General features: G+C 42.4%; 22 protein-coding genes. 5 read left to right on the top strand and 17 right to left on the bottom strand.

Annotation, left to right across the window (positions count from 1 at the left end):
- Window positions 1-4 precede the first annotated feature (4 nt).
- Window positions 5-1,552 carry an L-piperidine-6-carboxylate dehydrogenase gene (gene amaB / locus DYH63_RS17290; RefSeq protein ID WP_116789988.1) on the top strand — a complete coding sequence of 516 codons (1,548 nt, stop codon included), beginning with the start codon at window positions 5-7 and terminating at the stop codon, window positions 1,550-1,552.
- A 167-nt stretch (window positions 1,553-1,719) separates the two neighbouring features.
- Entirely contained in the window at window positions 1,720-3,177 is a 1,458-nt protein-coding gene (locus tag DYH63_RS17295) for a hypothetical protein (RefSeq protein ID WP_116789989.1), read from the top strand.
- Window positions 3,178-3,236: 59 nt separating this feature from the next.
- On the opposite strand, the gene DYH63_RS17300 is transcribed toward DYH63_RS17295, so the two are convergent.
- The 17 genes from DYH63_RS17300 to hemA form a co-directional block, all read right to left on the bottom strand.
- Entirely contained in the window at window positions 3,237-4,802 is a 1,566-nt protein-coding gene (locus DYH63_RS17300; protein ID WP_116789990.1) for a hypothetical protein, read from the bottom strand.
- A gap of 118 nt (window positions 4,803-4,920) precedes the next feature.
- Complete coding sequence (locus DYH63_RS17305) at window positions 4,921-5,703, bottom strand: enoyl-CoA hydratase/isomerase family protein (protein ID WP_116789991.1); 783 nt, start codon at window positions 5,701-5,703, stop codon at window positions 4,921-4,923.
- 12 nt (window positions 5,704-5,715) lie between these two features.
- Window positions 5,716-7,224: an ATP-binding protein gene (locus tag DYH63_RS17310; protein WP_116789992.1), complete on the bottom strand. Its 1,509-nt coding sequence runs from the start codon at window positions 7,222-7,224 to the stop codon at window positions 5,716-5,718.
- A 3-nt stretch (window positions 7,225-7,227) separates the two neighbouring features.
- The gene (locus DYH63_RS17315) at window positions 7,228-7,779 is read right to left on the bottom strand and encodes a CopD family protein (RefSeq protein ID WP_116789993.1); all 552 of its coding nucleotides are present in this window, start codon (window positions 7,777-7,779) and stop codon (window positions 7,228-7,230) included.
- 7 nt (window positions 7,780-7,786) lie between these two features.
- Window positions 7,787-8,479, bottom strand: a complete 693-nt coding sequence (locus tag DYH63_RS17320) for a hypothetical protein (protein WP_116789994.1) — start codon at window positions 8,477-8,479, stop codon at window positions 7,787-7,789.
- Window positions 8,480-8,545: 66 nt separating this feature from the next.
- A complete protein-coding gene (locus DYH63_RS17325) occupies window positions 8,546-9,886 on the bottom strand; it encodes an MATE family efflux transporter (protein ID WP_116789995.1) in 1,341 nt (446 codons plus the stop codon).
- Entirely contained in the window at window positions 9,886-10,923 is a 1,038-nt protein-coding gene (gene hemH, locus DYH63_RS17330; protein WP_116789996.1) for a ferrochelatase, read from the bottom strand. Before hemH ends, DYH63_RS17325 begins: the two co-directional genes overlap by 1 nt.
- A 105-nt stretch (window positions 10,924-11,028) precedes the next feature.
- Window positions 11,029-11,988, bottom strand: a complete 960-nt coding sequence (locus DYH63_RS17335) for a DUF4421 family protein (RefSeq protein WP_116789997.1) — start codon at window positions 11,986-11,988, stop codon at window positions 11,029-11,031.
- On the bottom strand, window positions 11,979-12,881 hold the full coding sequence (hemF, locus tag DYH63_RS17340) for an oxygen-dependent coproporphyrinogen oxidase (protein ID WP_116789998.1): 903 nt from the start codon (window positions 12,879-12,881) through the stop codon (window positions 11,979-11,981). The genes DYH63_RS17335 and hemF overlap by 10 nt, the downstream gene beginning before the upstream one ends.
- A 22-nt stretch (window positions 12,882-12,903) precedes the next feature.
- On the bottom strand, window positions 12,904-13,302 hold the full coding sequence (locus DYH63_RS17345) for a DUF1801 domain-containing protein (RefSeq protein ID WP_116789999.1): 399 nt from the start codon (window positions 13,300-13,302) through the stop codon (window positions 12,904-12,906).
- A complete protein-coding gene (locus DYH63_RS17350; protein WP_205528261.1) occupies window positions 13,299-14,081 on the bottom strand; it encodes a DUF6896 domain-containing protein in 783 nt (260 codons plus the stop codon). The genes DYH63_RS17345 and DYH63_RS17350 overlap by 4 nt, the downstream gene beginning before the upstream one ends.
- A gap of 6 nt (window positions 14,082-14,087) precedes the next feature.
- Window positions 14,088-14,633 (bottom strand): GNAT family N-acetyltransferase, encoded by a 546-nt coding sequence (locus DYH63_RS17355; protein ID WP_116790000.1) that lies wholly within the window; start codon window positions 14,631-14,633, stop codon window positions 14,088-14,090.
- 1 nt (window position 14,634) lies between these two features.
- On the bottom strand, window positions 14,635-15,000 hold the full coding sequence (locus DYH63_RS17360) for a hypothetical protein (protein WP_116790001.1): 366 nt from the start codon (window positions 14,998-15,000) through the stop codon (window positions 14,635-14,637).
- A 155-nt stretch (window positions 15,001-15,155) separates the two neighbouring features.
- Complete coding sequence (gene hemE / locus DYH63_RS17365) at window positions 15,156-16,181, bottom strand: uroporphyrinogen decarboxylase (protein ID WP_116790002.1); 1,026 nt, start codon at window positions 16,179-16,181, stop codon at window positions 15,156-15,158.
- Between the two features lie 78 nt (window positions 16,182-16,259).
- Window positions 16,260-16,955: a uroporphyrinogen-III synthase gene (locus DYH63_RS17370; protein WP_116790003.1), complete on the bottom strand. Its 696-nt coding sequence runs from the start codon at window positions 16,953-16,955 to the stop codon at window positions 16,260-16,262.
- Window positions 16,956-16,957: 2 nt separating this feature from the next.
- A complete protein-coding gene (gene hemC, locus DYH63_RS17375; RefSeq protein WP_116790004.1) occupies window positions 16,958-17,881 on the bottom strand; it encodes a hydroxymethylbilane synthase in 924 nt (307 codons plus the stop codon).
- A 30-nt stretch (window positions 17,882-17,911) separates the two neighbouring features.
- The gene (hemA, locus tag DYH63_RS17380; protein WP_116790005.1) at window positions 17,912-19,174 is read right to left on the bottom strand and encodes a glutamyl-tRNA reductase; all 1,263 of its coding nucleotides are present in this window, start codon (window positions 19,172-19,174) and stop codon (window positions 17,912-17,914) included.
- A 227-nt stretch (window positions 19,175-19,401) separates the two neighbouring features.
- Here hemA and DYH63_RS17385 point away from each other — a divergent pair, with 227 nt between their 5' ends.
- The 3 genes from DYH63_RS17385 to DYH63_RS17395 all read left to right on the top strand — a co-directional run bounded on the left by DYH63_RS17385 (window position 19,402) and on the right by DYH63_RS17395 (window position 22,010).
- The gene (locus DYH63_RS17385) at window positions 19,402-20,274 is read left to right on the top strand and encodes a helix-turn-helix transcriptional regulator (RefSeq protein WP_116790006.1); all 873 of its coding nucleotides are present in this window, start codon (window positions 19,402-19,404) and stop codon (window positions 20,272-20,274) included.
- A 142-nt stretch (window positions 20,275-20,416) separates the two neighbouring features.
- On the top strand, window positions 20,417-21,412 hold the full coding sequence (hemB, locus tag DYH63_RS17390; RefSeq protein ID WP_116790007.1) for a porphobilinogen synthase: 996 nt from the start codon (window positions 20,417-20,419) through the stop codon (window positions 21,410-21,412).
- A gap of 205 nt (window positions 21,413-21,617) precedes the next feature.
- Window positions 21,618-22,010 (top strand): c-type cytochrome, encoded by a 393-nt coding sequence (locus DYH63_RS17395; protein ID WP_116790008.1) that lies wholly within the window; start codon window positions 21,618-21,620, stop codon window positions 22,008-22,010.
- Window positions 22,011-22,014: the final 4 nt, after the last annotated feature.

The raw sequence follows: 22,014 nt of genomic DNA on the forward strand, positions 1-22,014 counted from the left end.
CAAAATGGCAACACTTACCGATGTTTTCGGCATACAAAAAGCCCTGACCCAACTGGGGATAACTGAAACAAATAAAGGCACATCTACCGGCCTTGAGAGTTTTGCGAACGGCGAATTGCTAAGTTCGTTTTCTCCGGTAGACGGATCGCTGATCGCGAAAGTACAGGTTTCTACACCGGACGATTACCAGGCTGTGATGGCTAAAGCCGAAGCTGCTTTTAAAACATGGAGGCTGGTACCGGCACCTAAGCGTGGCGAAATTGTACGCCAGATGGGCGACGAGCTGCGTAAGCATAAAGATGCCCTGGGACAACTGGTAAGCTACGAAATGGGTAAAAGCCTGCAGGAAGGCCTTGGCGAGGTGCAGGAAATGATAGACATATGCGATTTTGCCGTAGGATTATCGCGCCAGCTGTATGGCCTTACGATGCATAGCGAGCGCCCAAGCCACCGTATGTATGAGCAATGGCACCCACTGGGTATTGTAGGTATTATATCTGCCTTTAACTTTCCGGTAGCGGTATGGAGCTGGAATTCTATGCTGGCACTTATATGTGGCGACGTTTGCGTATGGAAACCATCATCTAAAACGCCGTTGTGTGGTATTGCCTGCCAAAACATCATCCAGAAAGTTTTAAAAGAAAACAACCTGCCTGAAGGTGTATTCTCTCTTGTAACCGGTGAAGATTGTAACGAACTAATCAATAACGACAAACGTATACCTCTGGTATCATTTACAGGCTCTACCCGCGTGGGCAGGCACGTAAGCCAGGTGGTGGCCGGCCGTTTTGGAAAAACCATATTAGAGCTTGGTGGCAATAATGCCATTATAGTTAGTGAACATGCAGATATTAGCATGGTACTTGTAGGTGCTGTATTTGGCGCAGTAGGTACTGCAGGTCAGCGTTGCACTACTACGCGCAGGCTTATAATACACGAAAGTGTATATGACAAAACCGTAGAGGTACTTAAGAGCGCGTACAGCCAGCTTAGCATAGGCAACCCACTGGATAGTAACAACCACGTAGGCCCGCTTATTGATAAGACTGCTGTTGAGGCATATCTTACTTCTATTGAAAAGGCTAAAGCCGAAGGCGGCAAAGTACTGGTAGAAGGCGGTGTGCTGCAAGGCGAAGGCTATGAAAGCGGCTGTTATGTAAAGCCATGCATTATTGAGGCTGAAAACCACTTTGAAATAGTACAGCACGAAACATTTGCACCTATTTTATATGTAATGAAATACAGCAATATTGAAGAGGCTATTGAAATGCAGAACGGTGTACCGCAAGGCTTATCGTCTTCGATATTTACAAACAATATGCGCGAAATGGAACTATTCCTTTCGCAGCAGGGTTCTGACTGTGGTATTGCCAACGTAAACATTGGTACTTCAGGAGCTGAGATAGGTGGTGCCTTTGGCGGCGAAAAAGAAACCGGTGGCGGCCGCGAAAGTGGAAGCGATGCCTGGAGGGCTTACATGCGCAGGCAAACCAACACCATTAACTACGGTACCCAGCTGCCATTAGCGCAGGGTATTAAATTTGACTTGTAATCATCTTACTTTTTTATAAAACGAATAGCTGCCCAACAAAAGGGCAGCTATTTTTTTGTGCTATGGTTTGAGTCGGCATATATTATCAATGCGTATTGATTTTGACCTAAACGCGCTGATTTTCAAAAAATAAGCTATCTTAGCCTCCAACATTAAAAACCAGCCACATGAAAAAAATTTTACTATTGCTGTTACTGCTTCCGGTAGCGGCGCTTTCGCAAAAAATAAAGATTAAAGGAGAAAAAGTCCTTTTTGATGAAAAGGAAGTCTGCCTGCTAAAAAAAACAGGTAGCGACTACGTTTTTTCAAGTCTTGACAAAACAAAGCAATTTACCGCGCGCTACAACCAGCTCATGCAGGATAAAGAAGTGTTATACCAATGGCTAACGATAAGCAGCCCGGACGGATCGCAAAGCAGCGAGATTCCGTATGAGGTATTGCAAATGTCGTTTGACTCTTCAAAAATCGTTACCAAACTGCTGTCTGAAAAATACGGACTTATAGATACTTCGGGAATCAATCAGGCTAAACTTCAGGAATTTTATGGCGTGCAGCGCGATAACCTGAGTGAAAAGTACATGAAAAGCATGACGGAAGCCAATGCCGATGCAAAAGTAAGCCAACAGGAATATGCCGCTAAGGTAGCTGCGGTACGTCCGTTTGTAAAAGGTGATAATACCGTAGTTGCAGGTGGGCAAATGGGTACTAAAATTATGGGTAAGGTGATTCCGATAAAGTACAACCATATGGGCAGTAACCAGCCTATAAGGGTTATTGACCTTGATAACATTACCGTGGCAAGCGCCGAGATAACCGGAAATGGGAATAATGACATTAATGTTACGCTATTTAATAAAAACACCTTTACTTACAAGGCAAAACGCCGCTATACCGATACAGACAATGCTCTGTTCCTGACCCAACTGGTTGAGGAGCTTGTATCGCGCGATATGGTACTGGGGCACCAGGCAAAACAGTACGAAAACAAACTGTATAACGAAAAAGTAAAACTTGCCAAAGAACGCAGTGCTAACATTTATAACAAGCCGGGCTATGCTATTGACGAAAAAGGTGTAACCTACAAAGGCGGTACTGTTACGGCACAGTTCCAGAAACTGGATATTAACGAAACCGGAAATACAGAAGTAGTAGATGCTATAGATAACTATGGCAAAAAAGTATCTGTAAAATACCTGAACGAAAAAGGCAAGGAACGCACCGCAACCTTAAACGCATCTGACGGCGCACGTTTTTGTGTAACTAATACCGATGGTACCCAAACCTGTTACCTGGGCATGAAAGTAAAGGGCGATGCCCTGAAAAAGCTTTCAAATGCCATGTCGTTAGGTTTTAGCAATGCTTACTTTTACCAAATCGTATATGAGAGTAATGGTAACCTGGTGCTTAAAGATCCGGTAGAGGGCGGTATCTATGTTGTAAAGATAAAAGACAAAAAAGAAGGCCAGATGATAGACAAACGCAGTAACGAAAAACTGTCTGTAGAGTTATCAGAATACCTTTCAAAATGTAAAAGCGTAGTGAGCGAACTCTCAGGAGGCAACCTCGACCTTAAGGTTGAAGATAACCTCATCAGCCTGATGAAAGAATACAACAGCTGTAAATAAATACAAAAATGGCTGCTCCAAATCATGGAGCAGCCATTTTTGTTTTAGATAGTATTGCACTATTCTACCGCTATTTTTAGAAGTTGCTTATTTCTGCCTTTACGACCTATAAAGTACAGTGAATTATTCTGTTTAGATATAGCTCCCAGCATTACCATAAAGGGCACCTCATTTTCATCATCAGCCAAAAGTATCTGATAATCAAAATCTCCATTTTGTCCTATGCGTATCACATTAAGATTAGACCTGTTAGGGCTCTTTTGGTTAAATTGTATGCGCTCATTTTTTAGCTTTTTAACTTTATCAGCAGTGTTAATAAAAAAGAATGTATTACCTCCCTTAATTATTGACGAATATGAGACATAAGGATTACTTCCGTCTGTACTTTGCCTCTTGTTTATATTGCGTGCCCATAAGAGTTCACCACCATCGCTTATCCTGGCAGATATAATATCATCATAATTAAAAAAATAATTAGCATACCCCATACTTCCGTTCATGCCCATATTATGCGATACGGTAACATAATGTTCTTCGGCATTAAAAACTATATCCCCGTTATCTGCAAGAAACATATCTCTAAAAGTAATATTTTTAAGCTCCCCGTCTTTATTCTTACCATACTTATCAACCATAAACTGTTCTGTAAAAGGGCTGAATTTGCTTGTTGCAATATCTAGATTAACGGGATCCATATCAAAGTAACATAGCCCTTTAAAACGGGTATCTTTACGATCACTGTAAAAACCTACACAGGCTATCCTGTCTTTTTTTACCAATACTTTTAATGAAGCAGCAAAATGTTCCTGAACATTAAACACCTGTGTTTTACTATCGCTTTTTGTTATACGGGTTAATTCATATCTGTATTTTCCACCCTCTTCCTTCTCTTTCGTTTCCTTTGTATACACCTTGCCTAAAAGATAAACGACATTGCCATCTGCACTTACATCTATATTTTCATGTTGAAATTTCCAGTCTTTTATATCCCTTTTAAACGTATGGTCAATTTTAAGATCGAGGTTAAAATCGTAAACATATATTTTATGTAACTTATTATGCTCTTCTTTATCATCCATATCTATAGAGATACTAAATGCTGTTTTGTTTTTGTTAACCAGCATTATTGCACGGTTGTCTTTATCATATCCGGCAAACATACTATTGACGCCCATGCGGTTCTTTTTTAGCTCCTCGCGTTTTAACCTGAAAAGTTCTTTAGGCGTAAATACAAAATCAGAAAGGTTGGCAGTATTTGCACTACACACATAGGCTCTATCCTCTTTATTATACATAAATGCAATAATATTAACCTTCGCACCTTTTACAGTAATACCTAACACACTACCGCGTTCTTCAAGAGGATATTCATATTCTTTTATAAGCTTCATATTCTTGTCATAATGCTCAAAATAGTAGCCTGACGAAGCCAAATGAAAAAGGCCTCCCTGATAGGAACGCACTATAACCACACCGCCCTCTTCATCCTCATCAACAGAAACGATTTCGGAATGCTTGTATTTATCTTCAAATACCTCGCTCTTTTGCAGCTTACAGGGAATATTCTGTGCGCTTGAGGTTAAAAAAAAAAGAGTGCATAAAACGCCCAGGAAAATCTTGTTCATATTCGTTTAGATTGGTTTCTGCCAAAAGTATAAAAATCCATTTTAACTTTAACATTTTATTCCTGTCCATAAAAAAAGCCCCATAACGGGGCAATTAAATTTTTCTGTCTACAGCTAATTACTTACCCGGAAAAACAGGTTTCCTTTTTTCAAGAAACGCTGTAGTACCTTCTTTAAAATCTTCGGTACCAAAGGCCTCTCCAAAGCCTTTAACCTCCTGGTTATAACCATTAACACCATCTTCAAAACCGGCGTTAACAGCCTTAATAGCTTTTGAAATTGCAACAGGAGAGTTTTTAATGATTTTACCCGCTATGCTTTTTGCAAGATCCAGTAATTCTGCCTGCGGCACTACGTGATTTACAAGACCCCATGCCAGGGCATCCTGTGCGGTAACCATACCGGCTGTCATTATCATTTCAAAAGCGCGGCCTTTACCTACAAGCTGCGGCAGGCGCTGCGTACCGCCATATCCGGGAATTACACCAAGCGATACTTCCGGCAAGCCCATCTTTGCATTATCAGACGCTATACGGAAATGGCAAGCCATAGCAAGCTCTAAACCTCCGCCCAGTGCAAAACCATTAATGGCAGCAATAACCGGCGTGCTAAGATCCTGCACAAAATCAAACAAAAGCGCCTGGCCAAGGGCAGCAAGCTTTTCGCCTTCATCTACATTAAAATCGGCAAACTCAGCAATGTCTGCACCGGCTACAAAAGCTTTTTCGCCACTGCCTGTTATGATTATAGCCTTTACATAAGAGTTCTGGTCGTATGCTTCAAAGGCATCGTGCAGCTCTACAATGGTTTCTTTATTAAGCGCGTTTAGCTTAGTTGGCCTGTTTATGGTAATGATGCCTATGTTATCTTCGGCAGTTACCGTAATGTTTTCGTATGCCATGTTTTTTGTTTGTTAGAAGTTTGTATGTTCTGTTTGTGTTTCGTTTTCTGACGTAGTTATGGGCAGCGATACATAAAAAGTGGTACCCACCCCCGCCGAACTTTTAAAATTAATGGTCCCGTGGTAACTCTCTACTATATTCCTTATGATGCTTAGGCCAAGCCCCATACCACTATTTTTGGTCGTGAACTTAGGTTCAAAAATACGGCTTTTATCTTCTACAGTAATGCCCTTACCATTATCTGTTACCGTGATTTTTGCCTGACCGGCTTCGCGGTACACGCGCACATCTACCTTAGGCTCCCGCTGGTGGTCGTCCATGGCCTGTGTGGCATTTTTAACCAGGTTGGTAATAATGCGTATCAGCTGTGTACGGTCCATACGGGTAATGATCTGTGGTTCATCGGCATGAAAGGTAATGTAGCATTCATTAAATATCTCCAGTGCCAGCTGCACGATCTTTACCACATTAAGCGTCTCATTTTGCTGCGCCGGCAACGATGCAAAGTTGCTGAATGCCGATGCTACCGCCGTCATGGTATCAATTTGCTGTATTAGTGTATTGCTGTATTCTGCAAGCTTTTCATGTATCTTAGGGTCGCTTGGGTCAAATTTGCGCTGGAAGCTCTGCACGGTAAGGCGCATCGGCGTAAGCGGGTTTTTAATTTCGTGGGCTACCTGTTTGGCCATTTCGCGCCAGGCCTCCTCACGCTCCTTTTGTGCCAGCAGTGCAGCACTTTCATCAAGGTCGTCTACCAGGTTATTGTAAGCATCTACCAGCAGGCTAATTTCCTGCGGGGTGTCGCCCATGTGTATCTTCTCATTCACCTCGTTAAGGCGCGTTTCCTTTATACGGTCGCTGACTTCTTTGATGGACTTGGTAATGTAACTGCTCAGGAAATAGGCAATGATAACCGAGATAAGCAGCATGAACGAATATACCTGTACAAAGCGGGCTATAAAATTGCTAATCTCTTTTTCGTAGTAGCCATCGTCTTCAATGTAAGGCAGGTTCAGGATGCCCAGCGGTTTGAACTTGGTATCTTTAATATAGCTGTAAGAAGACCTGAATTTCTTATTATTCAGCGTGGTCTTAAGGTCTACAAAGCGTTTTTCGGCAGTAGAACGAATAACACGCAGTACGGGCTCTGTAATATCCTGGTTGATGGTATCTACAGAAAATGCCGCCTTACTGGACTTTAACAGCTTACCATCGAGGTCGTAAATATTGATCTCGGTACCATGAATGTTTGCTAGCTCATGTATGCGGTCGCGAAATATAAGCGGCAGGTTCTCTGTACTCAGCGGATAGGTAGTATTAGCAAGTACATAGCTGATGTGTTCCTTTATGGAATTTTCTTTGCGCTCCAGGCGGTCTTCGTGGTATTCCTTAGCCTCTTTTTTAAACTGGTAAATAGAAACAAACGCTATCAAAAACGATGCGATAAGGGTAATAAGGATAAGCGATAAAAATATCCTTACCCGTAGCGACCAGCGTTTTATTTTAAATTTTTCTTTCATGCCTTAGGAGTTGTTACGCTCCCGTATCTTTTTATAAAATTTATAGCCCAGCATTAATAAAATGCTGAATGCCATAATGCCCACCACACCATAGATCCAGTTGATGGCATTTTTTAAAATTACTAAAAAAACCACGGCAAACAAAATAAGCGTGGCACCTTCGTTCCACAAACGCATAAAACCTGTAGTGTGTTTTACCTCATCGTTTTGTAATTGTTTAAATATCCTGTGGCAGTTGTAATGGTACAGGTACAGCAGAAACACAAAGCACAGCTTTACGTGCATCCACGGCTGGGTAAGCCAGGCATTACCCGTAGGGGTAAAGAAAATCATCCAGTAGGCAAAAATACTCGCCAGCACTGCCGATGGCCATGTAATGATATACCACAGCCTGTAACTCATAAGCTTATATTGCTTAATGAGTATTTCTTTTTCGGGCGAAGGCTTACTGTTTGCCTCTATGTGGTACACAAATAACCGCACAATATAGAACAGCCCGGCAAACCAGGTTATTACAAATATGAGGTGCAGCGATTTTATATAATTATAGTCCATTACTTTTTTAAAATTTATAAAACAATTTCAGGTCCATGTTGAAGTTAAAATTTGTTTCAGCACCAGATTGTTTCAGGAATTTATCTTCGCCAAACCATGCAAAATGTTCATCATCGCCACTATTATCAAAAGTTGTTTTATTAGTTACATTCCTGTAAGTTACATCGCGATTTTTTATCCCTAATCCTGTTTTCCAGATAAGGCCCACCGTTTCAGAAAAATAAAAGAACAGGTTATAGTTAATATTCAATCCCGTTTTAATGCGTTTAAAATCGGCTTCATCATACCGGTAAGCAGGATAGCCACCCGGGCCATAATATCTGTTATTGGTAAAATGGTCTGTATGATTGATGTAAAACACCTCTGCCGAAACCAGGTGCTTTATCTTTCCGTGGTTGCGAAGGCTGTAAAACACCTCGGGCCTAACCTCAAAAATACGGTAATCTTTATTAACACGGTTATCGCTTTGAGCTCCCATACCAAAAGAGCTGCCATAATTGCCATAGCCAGCTTCCAGCCCCACCCACCACCTTGGCGCTACCTTATGCATATACCCCACATTATATCGCGGAGCATAACTAAAAGTAGGGTTCAAAAGGCTGAGTGTAACAACAGAGGAATACGCCTCTTGCGGAGTTTCCTGTGCTTGCGCTGCATAGAGCACAAGACTGCATAAGAGTAAGGTAATTTTAAATTTCATAGCTTTTTATGTCGAATTTAGTATTAAAGCACTAAAAAACAACACTTCTCATATTTTAAATTACCATTAAATTTCTTTAAGATGCGTAGCCATTTCCTTTTTCAGAAAAATGCCTGTTACTATTGTAGACGATATATCTGCAATGGGAAATGCGATCCAGATACCGAAAAGGCCAAAATATTGCGGCAGTATGAGTACCAGCGGTATCAGGAAAAAACCCTGTTTGGTCAGGGTAAGCAAAAGTGCCTTAACCGTTTTACCCGCCGCCTGAAAATAAGCCGCCCCAACCAGCTGTACCGCAATAATGGGCGATGCCGCAAATACCCAGCGCAGTGCACCCGGCGTTTCTTTTATAATTTGAGCATCAGTCGTAAATACTGCCACTATGGGTTTTGCCAATACCATTATGACCACAAATATTAAAATTGCAAGTCCGCCAGCATAAAGTATAGACAGGCGAATGCTTTCGCGTACGCGCTCTTTGTTGTTGGCTCCGTAATTGTATCCGGCAATGGGCAGAAAACCCTGTGTAACGCCTAAAACAGGAAACAGCGCAAACATAAGCATACGGCTAACAATGCCATAAATGGTTATGGCCGCCTCGCCACCCTGCGCATACAGCGTATGGTTTAGTAATACATTAAGCACGCTGATAACCCCCTGACGGGCAAAGGTTACAAAACTCATGGAAATGATTTCCCACGATATTTTTTTGTCCCAGATAAAGTTGTGCCATTTTAGTTTCAGCTCGCTTTTGTAAATAAAGAACCACGCGATATAAAAGAACGAAAGTACAAATGATGACCCTGTGGCAATGGCAGCACCCAACACCCCCATACCCAGTATTTTTATAAACAGGATATCAAGCAGCAGGTTAGCCACCGTACTAATTATCATGGCTATCATAGCGTGCTTCGACTTATCTTCGGCACGTATAACGTTATTACCCATCATACTTAGTGCCTGAAACGGTACTGCAAGCAATATCGGGAAAAAGAATTCTTTAGCAGGCTGTACTATTTTTCCGGCTGCGCCAAAGGCATATAATATCTTATCGGTAAACAACAGCCCTGCAGCTACAAACAATGATGCTATAATTAGCGTCATCATAAGCTGGTGGGCAAAGGTGCTTATCGCCTTATTTTTATCATTTGCGCCTAATGCACGCGATAAAACCGAGCTGCCTCCTACCCCTATGGCCATGCCCAGCGACGATATAAAAAACGTAATGGGCATTACTACCGATAGTGCAGCTATGGCAAGCGAACCTATCCAGCGGCCTACAAAAATGGTATCTATAAGCACATTTACGCTCATAAACAAGATACCTACAGATGAGGGGATGCTCTGTTTAATGAGCAACCCTTTAATATCTTTTTTTGCAAGGTCTCTGGATGTTAACTCCATTAATTTAATACTTTACCTGTAGCGGCCCAGGTGTTTATCCATTTTGTTACGGTGGCTACCCACTGGGCATCATCATTAAGACAGGGAATTGTCTTAAAGTGCTCTCCGCCATTTTCTTTAAAGTCTTCATCGGCACGCATACCTATTTCTTCAAGCGTTTCCAGGCAGTCTGCCACAAAAGCGGGGGTTACCACAGCTATATTTTTAATGCCTTTTGCCGGCATTTTATTTATCTCAACATCGGTATATGGTTCCAGCCATTTATCTCCGGCCAGTCGGCTTTGAAAGGTTTGATAATATTTATCTTTAGGGATACCAAGCTTTTCTACCACAAGGCGGGTAGTTTCGTAACAATGGGTACGGTAGCAAAATGCCGCCGCAGGTGTACCCGGCGTACAGCACATTACATCTGTAGTGAATTTTTTATGCGATTTAGTAGCATCTGTCTTACGCACATGCCTTTCCGGTATACCGTGGTAGCTAAACACCAGCTTATCATAATCGTAGCCTTCAAGCCCACGCTTAATAGAGTTGGCAAGTGCATCAATATAATCAGGATTATTATAAAAGGCAGGCACATTGGTAAGCTTCATCTGCGGAAATTTCTTAGCCCTGATCTCTTCTGCCAAAACCTCTATGGTCATAGTACTCGCCATAGCATACTGCGGGTATAACGGAAACAGCAACACATCGGTAACACCTTTGTCTGCAAGCTCTTTTAGCCCTGTTTCTAAAGACGGCTTACCATAGCGCATGGCCAGTGCTACAGGCACATCGGCATTTGGCGCTACCTTATCCTGAAGCCTTTTGCTCAGTACAATAAGCGGAGAACCCTCATCCCACCATATTTTAGCATAGGCATGGGCAGATTCTTCCGGCCTCTTGCGCAGTATAATGCCACGTACCAGTAAAGCCCTAAGCAAAAAAGGGACATCTATAACGTACTTATCCATCAAAAATTCGTCGAGGTAAGGCTTTACATCCTTAGCCGTTGGGCTATCCGGTGAACCAAGGTTTACTAATAATACTCCTTTCATGGGTGTGTTTCTATTTTGCCGCCGCCTGCCATAGTCATCAAAAACCGTGCAGGAAAAACAGTGAATTTTATTTTATATGTTATTTCTAAATTGCCAAACGGCTAATTACAGTTCCTTTTTAAACTTCTCTTCTACTTTAATACGTTCCCTTTTTAAGAATTTGGGTTCATCAAATCTATATCCTATAAACCATGTGGTATAGCCTATAATATCGCTTAGCTGTACATTACTCTGGCTGCCGTGCGTAAAAAATGATGCACGCGCATTGAGCCCGCCAAACCAGCGCTCGCCATTATAGCCGGGCGCAAGGAGCAACGACCCGTTAATAAGCAGGTTTGTAGTAGTGTTATCATCTACCGTTGTGGTAAAGCCTGCGCCAAGTGATGCTCCTGACGACAACAAAAAGTTTTTACCAATAACCCAGTTGTAATAATAAGCCGGCGCCAGGGCTACGTCTACATAATACATTTTATCGTCTGCTATAAGCGGCTCGCCTGCCGAATTAAATTCGGTGTAGTAATAAGACAATACAGGTGCAAAACTGCCGGCGCTTTTTAGCTGTTTTGCATTTTGGAACGACGATGCGGTAAACGAATAATTTTTATTAAAAAAATAAGAGGTACTCCCGCCCACCTTTAATGTTTTTAGGCCGGGTAAGTAAATTCCAGCGCCATCATCCTGAGATACCGTAATACCTTTTTGATAATACAGGTCAAAGTGCTGCATAAACCTGCCGGGAAACAGGTTAAAGCTGAACGACCTCATTTTAGAATCTTTATTGTCGCGGTTCTCATTAAAGAACTTTGGCGAAAAGCCAAGGCTGAACGAAATGATATCGTATTGTACTGCCACACCCAGCGTAGTCTTAGAATTAGGATTCATGCTTAGCGTGGTATCATCCTGAATGTAATCCAGGGTAAAACTATTAGAGGTGCTCAGGGTAAATGCCTGTACTGCTATTACATTGTCATATTTTTTATAATAAGCATTACTTAGTGTATCGGTTTGTGCTATACAGGCACCCGAAACAGAAAACAATGCTGTTATAAAATTTTTTATACCCATGCCTTTGGTTGTGCCAAAATATTTATCAGGCGTTCCTCCTCGCTTCCCGGTTCAGGATGATGGTCATAGACCCACTGCACGTGTGGTGGTAAGCTCATTAGTATACTTTCAATGCGCCCATTGGTCTTAAGACCAAACAACGTACCCTTATCGTGCACTAGGTTAAACTCTACATAGCGCCCACGGCGAATTTCCTGCCAGGTGCGTTGCGCCGGCGTGTATGGCATATCTTTTCTTTTTTGCACTATGGGCACATACGCCTCAAGGAAACTATTACCTACTTCGCTCACAAAAGCAAACCATTGTTCCATGCCAAAATCTTCCGTTGCCTTGCAATGGTCAAAGAACAGGCCGCCTATACCGCGTGCTTCATTGCGGTGGGCATTCCAAAAGTATTCATCACATTGCTTTTTAAAACGTGGATAGAATTCCTGGTCGTGCTTGTCGCAGGCTGTTTTACAGGTTTGGTGAAAGTGCGCGGCATCTTCATCAAACAGGTAGTATGGTGTAAGGTCCTGCCCTCCGCCAAACCAGCTATTTACAACAGCTCCGGTTTTATCATACATTTCAAAATAGCGCCAGTTGGCATGTACCGTAGGCACCATAGGGTTAACCGGATGCAACACCAGGCTAAGCCCGCAGGCAAAAAAATCGACATCGCCCACACCAAAATAGGCCTGCATGGCCTTTGGGAGTTCGCCATGCACGGCAGAAATGTTTACCCCGCCTTTTTCAAAAACGTTGCCGCCTTCTATAACACGGGTACGCCCACCGCCGCCCTCGGGGCGTTGCCAAATATCCTCACGGAATTTAGCCTTGCCATCTGCTTCTTCTAATTTAGACGTTATGGTATCCTGTAACTGTTGTATGTATGCGTAAAATGTATCTTTCATTGTCCTTGTCTTAAGCGGTATGCTATTTTATACGTATAAGCACGCCTTTGCGCTTTACAATATTTTTATAATCCCACTGAATTTCCGTTGCCTTTCTAAGCCAGCGATTAAGGTCTTTAATGTTTATCTGGCTCACATGGGTATAGGCTATGGCAGCATCTTTAAACTTTTTACCGTTAAGGTTCAGTAGCTCTTCATCAAACGACTGCCCACTCCAAAACATCAGCCTCATGTTGTTTTTTAGCTTACTGTAACCCACAACAGGGTTGCCATCTAAAAACCAAACCGGGTGCGCATGCCATATCTTGTTTTCGGCACCGGGTAAATTTTCAGTTATGGTTTGTGCTAAAAAATTAGCAATAGCGGTATCTTCAGCAGTTAGCGCATCGTTGTAAGTTTGTATTTCCGGGGTGTATTTCATTTTTTTAAACCTAAGAATTTTAGAGTATTAAACTTTGGTTTTTGTATATAATCTGTTGAAGAGTCAAAGATTTTAACTTCAACTCTTTCTTTGTCTTTTACAACAGTGCCGTACCTGTTTGGCCAGTTTGAAGGAATGCGTTCAAATTTACCAAGTGCCAGCATTTTTTCTAATATTCTTTCTCCATCATGATATAGTTCATATATTTTGAGAGGTAAAGGCCAATATTCCTGCGTAGATAAAATATATCGTGTAAAAAAATACGAGTCAAGTTCGCCAAATTCATTCCCGCACATTATTGATGCTTCTATTTCTTGTTTCGTTTTTTCATTATAAAAACCACAATGAAATCCATGTACATAATATCTCCAACCATTAAATGTACCTGTTACTTTTTTTCCAGACTTCAGCGGGTTGAAAGTTAGCGATGGAAAATCCTTGTGAATTTCTAATTTCAGGCAGCTTGCTAATTCATAAATTAACTTAGTGGCGAGTACCCCATAGTCTATAGCACATTGCTCAAAAAAATCGACATTTTCCTCTATTTCCTTGTAAGAAAGCAGCTTTACGATGCCTATTATTGGTTCAATTCCATGTATTCCAACATTATGATTGGGTAGTTTTTCTTTTAGATTCTTACCTGTAGATTGCCGAAAAGATTCCAAATCAGTATCAAACTGTAAAAGCACTTTATATTCATTGGAATCTGCACATACAGCTTCTTCCGAAGGTAAATCTTCAGGTTTGCTAATGATGTATTTCTTTATCGGTAGTTCCAATTAAAACTATTTAATTTTTGACGTGTATTCTGATTTTAATAACCCGAAATAAAAAATGTCCTCCATTACGCCATCGCCATTTTTAAACTCCTGCTTTAGCACACCCTCCTGTATAAACCCATTTTTTAAGGCCACCTTCTGGCTTGCAAAATTTACCGGCGAGGTACAGATGTACACTTTATTAAGATGCAGCGTATCAAAACAAAAGGCCACCGTTTTTGCAACCAGTATTGATGTAATGCCCTGCCCCTGAGAGTCTTTATCTACAAAGTAACCCAGTTCGCATTTGAGAATATATCTATTGATGTTCTTAACTACAATGTACCCAATCAGCTTTTTGCTTTGTGTATCGCGCAGGTAGAAATAATAGTACTCTCCTTTTTCCTGATTTTCTGCACCCTGTGCAAGAAAGGCAGCCGTACGCTCTAAATTGCTGCACCCTGAAATTGTAACGGGAAACGTATTGACAAGATTTCGCCTGTTTCGCTCTATAAGAGCGAAAAACTCCTCCGGCAGGATCGCATCAATGGTATTTATTTCCCAATTGCTCATGCTATTTTAAGGCGTTGACTTTATTCATAATATCGAAAGAAAACATTTTGCTTTCTGCCTGTATGTAATTGTACAGTGCAACCGCCTTATCCTTTAACGATTCCAGCCCCGCTTTCGCGGAAAGCTTCGCCAGCACATCGGCAAACTGCTCCATATTGGCCCAGTCAAAATGATAGCGCGTTATAAAATCGATCAGCTCGGCAGGCGTTATGCTTTGCAGCGTATTCAGCTCAAGGCCAAGCGTTTTGAGTTGCTGGTTTACCTCGGCTTCTTCCCAATCGGGCACAAAAACCAATGCAATAACTTTTTGCATGGCGCTGTTAATGCGTTCGTTCTCTTCGTCGCGTAATCCTAAGCTTAGTGGCATTTTTTAATTGTTAGTTGTCGGTTGATGGTTGTCAGAAGCTTTTGTCATGCTGACGAAGGAAGCATCTCTGTCGAGATCCTTCGACTCCGCTGCGCTGCGCTCAGGATGACAGGACTTCACAGTGAGTAAATCCGTCAACCGACAACTAACAACCTTTATTTATATTCTTTAACCGCGTCTATAAACGCTTTGGCATGGTCTACCGGAATGTGTGGTAGTATGCCGTGACCTAAATTTACAATATAATTGTCTTTACCAAACTCATCTATCATTTGGTGTACCATTTTTTTAATGGTAGGGATAGGGCTTAGCAATCGGCTTGGGTCAAAGTTACCCTGAAGCGTAATGCGGCCACCACTAAGGTAACGTGCATTGCGCGCAGAGCACGTCCAGTCTACACCAAGTGCAGAAGCCTTACTTTGTGCCATGTCGCCAAGTGCAAACCAACAGCCTTTACCAAACACAATTACATGCGTTTCAGTTGCCAGTGCCTCTACGATCTGGTTGATGTATTTCCATGAAAATTCCTGGTAATCTACCGGGCTTAGCATACCGCCCCAGCTGTCAAATACCTGCACGGCATTTACACCCGCCTTTACTTTTTCTTTAAGGTAAGCAATGGTGGTATCGGTTATTTTTTGAAGCAGTACGTGGGCAGCCTCAGGCTGGCTAAAACAGAAACCCTTAGCAGTATCAAAACTCTTAGAACCTTTACCTTCTACCGCATAGCAGAAAATCGTCCACGGGCTGCCTGCAAAACCTATAAGCGGCACCTCATCGTTAAGCATTTCTTTAGTCAGCTTTATGGCATCCATTACATATCCCAGTGTTTCATGGATATCCGGAACAATAACTTTCTCTACATCCTGCACGGTGCGTATAGGGTTGGGCAAAAATGGCCCAACGCTTTCTTTCATCAGCACCTCAATGCCCATAGCCTGTGGCACCACAAGTATATCACTGAATAATATCGCGGCATCAGGCTTCACAATACGGATGGGCTGCACCGTAATTTCGGCAGCAAGCTCAGGCGTCTGGCAGCGTGTAAAGAAGTCGTATTTATCTCGCAGTGCCCTGAATTCCGGCAGGTAACGCCCTGCCTGACGCATCATCCATACCGGTGGTCGCTCTACGGGTTCGTTACGTAATGCTTTTAAAAAAAGGTCGTTTTTTATGCTCATGTTTTTTCAATTGTACCACAAAGTTTCACAAAGAAGTCGCAAAGATTCGCAAAGTCTTAGAGCCTGTAGTAGTTGTTTTTATTCTTTGTGTTGCTTTGTGCCTTCTTCGCGTGCCTTTGCGAAATATGTCCTTGTTTGCACAATAACATTCTCCACACTTGGCTTATGGGCAATGATAATCTTATTTGTTATACCCTCTAATGCAGCGGCTGTTGTGTTGCCAATGCAAAAGCAGGCTTCATCTGTAATGGTATTTTCCTGCATATAACTCTGCACAGCAGACGGACTAAAAAAGAGTATCCCGTCTACGGGTGTGGTTATCTTTTGCGGTGTAAGCACGGTGTCATACACTTCAACTTCGGTAAAAGCTACTTTGGCATTTATCAATACCTCCGGAAGGATATCCCTGCGAAGGCTGCCGCTGTAAAATGTAAACTGTTTATCTGCGTGGTCTTTAATAATAAATTCAGCCAATGCCTCAGCATCATTCGCCACAGCGATAACTTCAAATCCGTGGCGCTCTATCAGTTCTTTGGTTTTATAGCCTACACAAAATACTTTATTACCAGAGAGCAGCCCGCTTGCTACATGCTTTAAAAAACCCTTAAACCCGTTAGCACTCGTAAAGATAAGATTATCAGCGGTGTCATTAAGTTCAAAAGGCTTGTACTCAATACCTATAAAATCGGCTTCTACCACGGCAAGCCCTGCATTAAGCAGATACAGCTTTTGGTTGGGCTGCAACTTTTTAGTAGAAAGCACGCGGTATGCCATTGTTATTTATTAAGTTGATTACGAATTTCGGCCATTAGTTCAGCACCACCGTTTTGCAACAGTTCTTCGGCACACAGGTTGCCCAGATTATCTGTATCGCCATCAGCGGAGATTACTTTTTCGATGTGCAGTTTCTGCTTCCCGTCGATAGAAAGCAATACACCCTCAAAACGTATTTCATCATCTATAGAGCTTACCAATGCGCCAATGGGAGCGGTACAGCCGCCCTCCAGTTTTTTAAGGAACTGGCGCTCTATGTGTGTGGCAACTTCGGTAGGCTTATGGTTTAGCTTTGCAAGCGCCTCACGGCAAAAGCTGTCGTTTTCCATAGCGACTACCACCATGGCACCCTGAGCGGGTGCGGGTATCATCCAGTCAAGGGTTATATGGTTATGCGGTAACAGGTTAATACGTTCCAGTCCGGCTTTGGCAAACACTGCACCGTTCCACCCGCTTTCTTCGAGCTTTTTAAGCCGGGTGTTTACATTGCCGCGAAGGTATGTTACGGTATGGTGCGGGTAGCGGTTGAGCCACTGCGCCTGGCGGCGGAGTGAGCCTGTAGCAATAATGGCTGCATTGGCATAAAAATCAGGATTGCCTTTGTGCACCAGTATGTCGTCTACATTGGCACGCTCTAAAACAGCGGCCTGCACAATGCCTTTTGGCAATGCGGTAGGTACATCCTTCATGCTGTGCACGGCAATATCTACTTCGCCGCGCAGCATGGCAACGTCGAGTGTTTTAGTAAAAATACCGGTAATGCCCAATTCGTATAGCGGAACGTCCAGTATTAGGTCGCCCGTGCTTTTTACAGCCACGATCTCGGTAGCATAACCCAAATCGTTCAGTTGCTTTTCTACCGTATGAGCCTGCCACAGCGCAAGTTCGCTATCGCGGGTACCAATCCTTATTGTTTTTTGTTCCAAGTTTCAGGTTTAAAGTTGATCCGACTAAGGTTAAGTCGTCTGTGCCTTGTTTTCTATTTTAAAGACTTTTTCTATCCACTCTATGCTTTCATCAACCACGGTATCGCGGTCTTTAAGATGGTTTGCAAAATGAGATGTAATTTTATGAATAATGCGCTGGCTGATGATCTCGGCCTGCTGCTCATCAAAATTACTTATTTTTTTGCGCTGAAAGTCCAGCTCACTATCTTTAATAGAGTTAAGTTTCTCTTTTAATGCATTTATGGTGGGTGCAAACTTGCGGGAATTTGTCCACTCGTTAAATTCCTCGGTTACTTCGCTTATAATTGCCTCAGCTGCCGGAATGTGCTTTTTACGGTTTTCCAGTGTGCTGTCGGTTATTTTACTCAGGTCGTCAAGGTGTATTACGGTAACATTTGGCAGGTCCAATACATTATCGTGTACGTTTTTAGGTATCGAAAGATCAAGTATCAGCAGTGGCTTGTTAAGCGCCAGAATATCTTTATCGATGGTAGGCAGCTGCGCACCGGTAGCAACTACCAGTACATCTGCCTGGGCTACTTCTAGCGGAAGCAGGTCGTAGTCTTTAACCAGCAGGTTAAACTTGCCGGCTACTTTTTCTGCCTTTTCCCTTGTGCGGTTTATAAGCACAATATGGTCGTTCTTGGTATGCTTAACCAGATTTTCGCAGGTATTGCGGCCTATTTTGCCGGTACCAAAAAGCAGTATGCCTTTGTTTTGCACATCGGCAACGTTATCTATAATATACTGCACCGCAGCAAAAGATACCGATGTGGCACCACTGCTCAGTTCGGTTTCATTCTTTACGCGTTTGCTGGCCTGTATTACACTATTTACCAAACGCTCTGTAAACGAATTGACGAGGTTATGGTTCTTGCTTTCTGCAAAGCCATTCTTTATTTGCCCTATAATTTCAAAATCTCCCAGTATCTGGCTGTCCAGCCCTGTACCCACGCGAAAAACGTGTGCCATGGCCTCGTTATTTTTATATATAAAAGCAGCACGCTGAAACTCCTCTACAGAGCCGCGGCTATTTTCTACCATTAATTTTATAAGCTGAAACGGATGCTCTGCAAATCCATAAATTTCGGTACGGTTACAGGTAGATATTACGACAAGGCTTTCTATACCTTCGGCGGCGGCCTGCTCTAAAACAGCAGTCCTGGCAATAGCATCAAGGCTAAACTTTCCCCTTACCTCAGCGTCTGCTTTACGGTAACTGATTCCCACAGCATAAAAAGTAAGATGCCTGTGCATGTTGTGATTTTCCATATACACTTTTCCTAAAAAGTTTAACAAAAGTATAACAAGCCACTTTTAAAAAGTAACGCTACAGGTCCTAATTATAACGCTGTGGGATATTTTGACCCTCTGGCGTTGTTTTTTGCCGAAATACGCTAACTTTGCACTAAAATCAATGCTTTACAAAGTTCTAGTTTAGAAACATTCTAAATAAAAATAAGCAGCTTTGTGTTTTTGGCATTCAAAAAAATACCGCTATGGGTTCTCATGAGGAGATAATGATTGAAGACGGTTTTTATGTACTGAAGTATGAAAACAACAGCGACGAAACCACCCATTTTACAAGGGATGTAGATACCGAACTAATACAATTTCACTTTGGCATTAAAGGCCGTGGCAAGTTTATTTTTAACCAGGGCCGCTATGCGCTGGACATCCGCGAGGAGGTATCGCTCTTTTTGTATAACCCACAAACTAACCTGCCACTACACCTGGAAATTGCCCCGCACAGCTGGGTGATATCGATACTTGTTTCCATAAAAAAATTTCACGGCTTTTTTTCAGAACAGGCAGACCATATTCCGTTTTTAAGCCCAGGTAATATTGACCGTAAATACTATAAAGACGATAAAATAAATCCGTCAATGGCCATTGTACTAAGCCAGCTGTTTCACTTTAACCTGCACCAGAGTATTAAAAAACTCTATTTTAAGGGCAAGGTATATGAGCTGCTGAGCCTGTACTTTAACCGTACGGAAGACCCAAATGCAGAGCAATGCCCATTTTTGATAGATGAGGAAAACGTAATAAAAATACGCAAGGCAAAAGATATTGTAATTGCCAACATGGCTGAGCCGCCGGGACTGGAAGAACTTAGCGAGCAGGTAGGCATAAGCCTTAAAAAGCTTAAAATGGGCTTCCGCCAAATATATGGCGACAGCGTGTACAGCTTTTTGTTTGATTATAAGATGGACTATGCCCGCAAGCTGCTCGACAGCGGATCGTATAACGTAAACGAGGTAGGGCTACGCATAGGCTACAGCACTGCCAGCCACTTTATAGCGGCTTTTAAAAAGAAATTTGGCACTACGCCTAAGAAGTATTTAATGAGTATTAACGAGAAGGTATAGGCACGCATCGTACAACTTGCCATGCGATTTGTCATCCTGAACGCAGCGATAGCGCAGTGAAGGATCTCAAAATAATCGAGATTCCTCCTATCGTCGGAATGACAAAGCACACCAGTAGAAACACACACATAAATTTAGAACTATGTTCCCGATACACAGAAACAGACGACTAAGAACCAATGAATCAATACGCGCCCTGGTGCGCGAAACCGTACTTACCCCAAACGACTTTATGTTTCCTATGTTTATTGCTGAAGGCACTAACGTAGAAATTCCCATTCCATCAATGCCCGGTATTTTTCGCCGCTCGTTAGACCTGACGGTCAAGGAAGTAAAGGAATTATGGAGCCTGGGCATAAAAGCGGTAAACATTTATGTAAAAGTAGACGACAGCCTTAAAGACAATACCGGCAAAGAAGCGTGGAATAAGAACGGGCTGATGCAGCAGGCTATTAAAGCCATAAAAGATGCTGTGCCCGATATGATCGTAATGCCCGATGTGGCACTTGACCCATATTCGATATATGGCCACGACGGTATTATTAAAAATGGTGCTGTTGCTAATGATGAAACCGTAGATGCACTGGTAAAAATGGCGGTATCTCATGCAGAGGCGGGTGCCGATTTTGTTGCTCCCAGTGACATGATGGATGGCCGGGTTATACGCCTGCGCGAAGGGCTGGATGGTTCAGGATTCCACAATGTGGGGATTATGAGCTATGCGGCAAAATATGCCTCTTCATTTTATGGTCCTTTTAGGGATGCCTTAGACAGCGCCCCAAAACAGGCCGGCATAGCAGTACCAAAGGATAAGAAAACCTACCAGATGGACTATGCAAACCGCACCGAAGCCATTCGCGAAGCGATACACGATGTAGAAGAGGGTGCCGATATTGTTATGGTGAAGCCGGGCATTGCTTACCTGGACATTGTACGCGAAGTGAAGAATGCGGTTAACGTACCGGTATCAGTTTACCAGGTATCCGGTGAATACGCCATGGTTAAGGCCGCTGCCGAACGTGGCTGGCTGGATCATGATAAGATAATGCTGGAACAACTGTATTGCATAAAACGCGCAGGAGCCGATATTATCAGTACCTATTTTGCTAAAGAAGCGGCTATATTGCTAAACGAATAACGACTGGAGAGAATTTACCACAAGGGTCACAAAGCTGTATGTAATTATAGTGCTTAAGTTCACATAGCTTTGTGTCCTGCCACTGTGAGGTGGTTTTCATAGTGTACTTAGTGAAAACTTCGTGCTCCTGGTGGTAAAATCAAAAGACAAAATTTCCAGATATTTGTGCTTCTATAACCCAGAGGTATACCTCCCAAATTATATCATGAAAAAACTACTTATCTTAATTACCACACTATCTCTCTTTTCCTGTAAAACTGAGGAAAAGAAAACCGACAACCAATCTTCTGTAACCGTAAATGAAGGCGCCACCGCTAACCTTACACCAGAACAGCAGTTGGGCAAAGAGATATTTGAAGGTAAAGGCAATTGCTATACTTGCCACAAACCCGAAGAAAAAGCCATAGGCCCTGCTATCATGGAAATATCAAAAATCTACAAAACCCGGAAAGGCGATATGGTTACTTTTCTTAAAGGCGAGGGCACACCTATTGTAGACCCATCACAATATGATGTAATGAAAACAAACTTCTACATAACCAAAACCTTTACTGATGAGGAATTAAAGGCTGTGGAGGCCTATATCTATTCGCATTAAAATT

The organism is Flavobacterium psychrotrophum (genome assembly GCF_003403075.1).
Taxonomy (GTDB): Bacteria; Bacteroidota; Bacteroidia; order Flavobacteriales; family Flavobacteriaceae; genus Flavobacterium; species Flavobacterium psychrotrophum.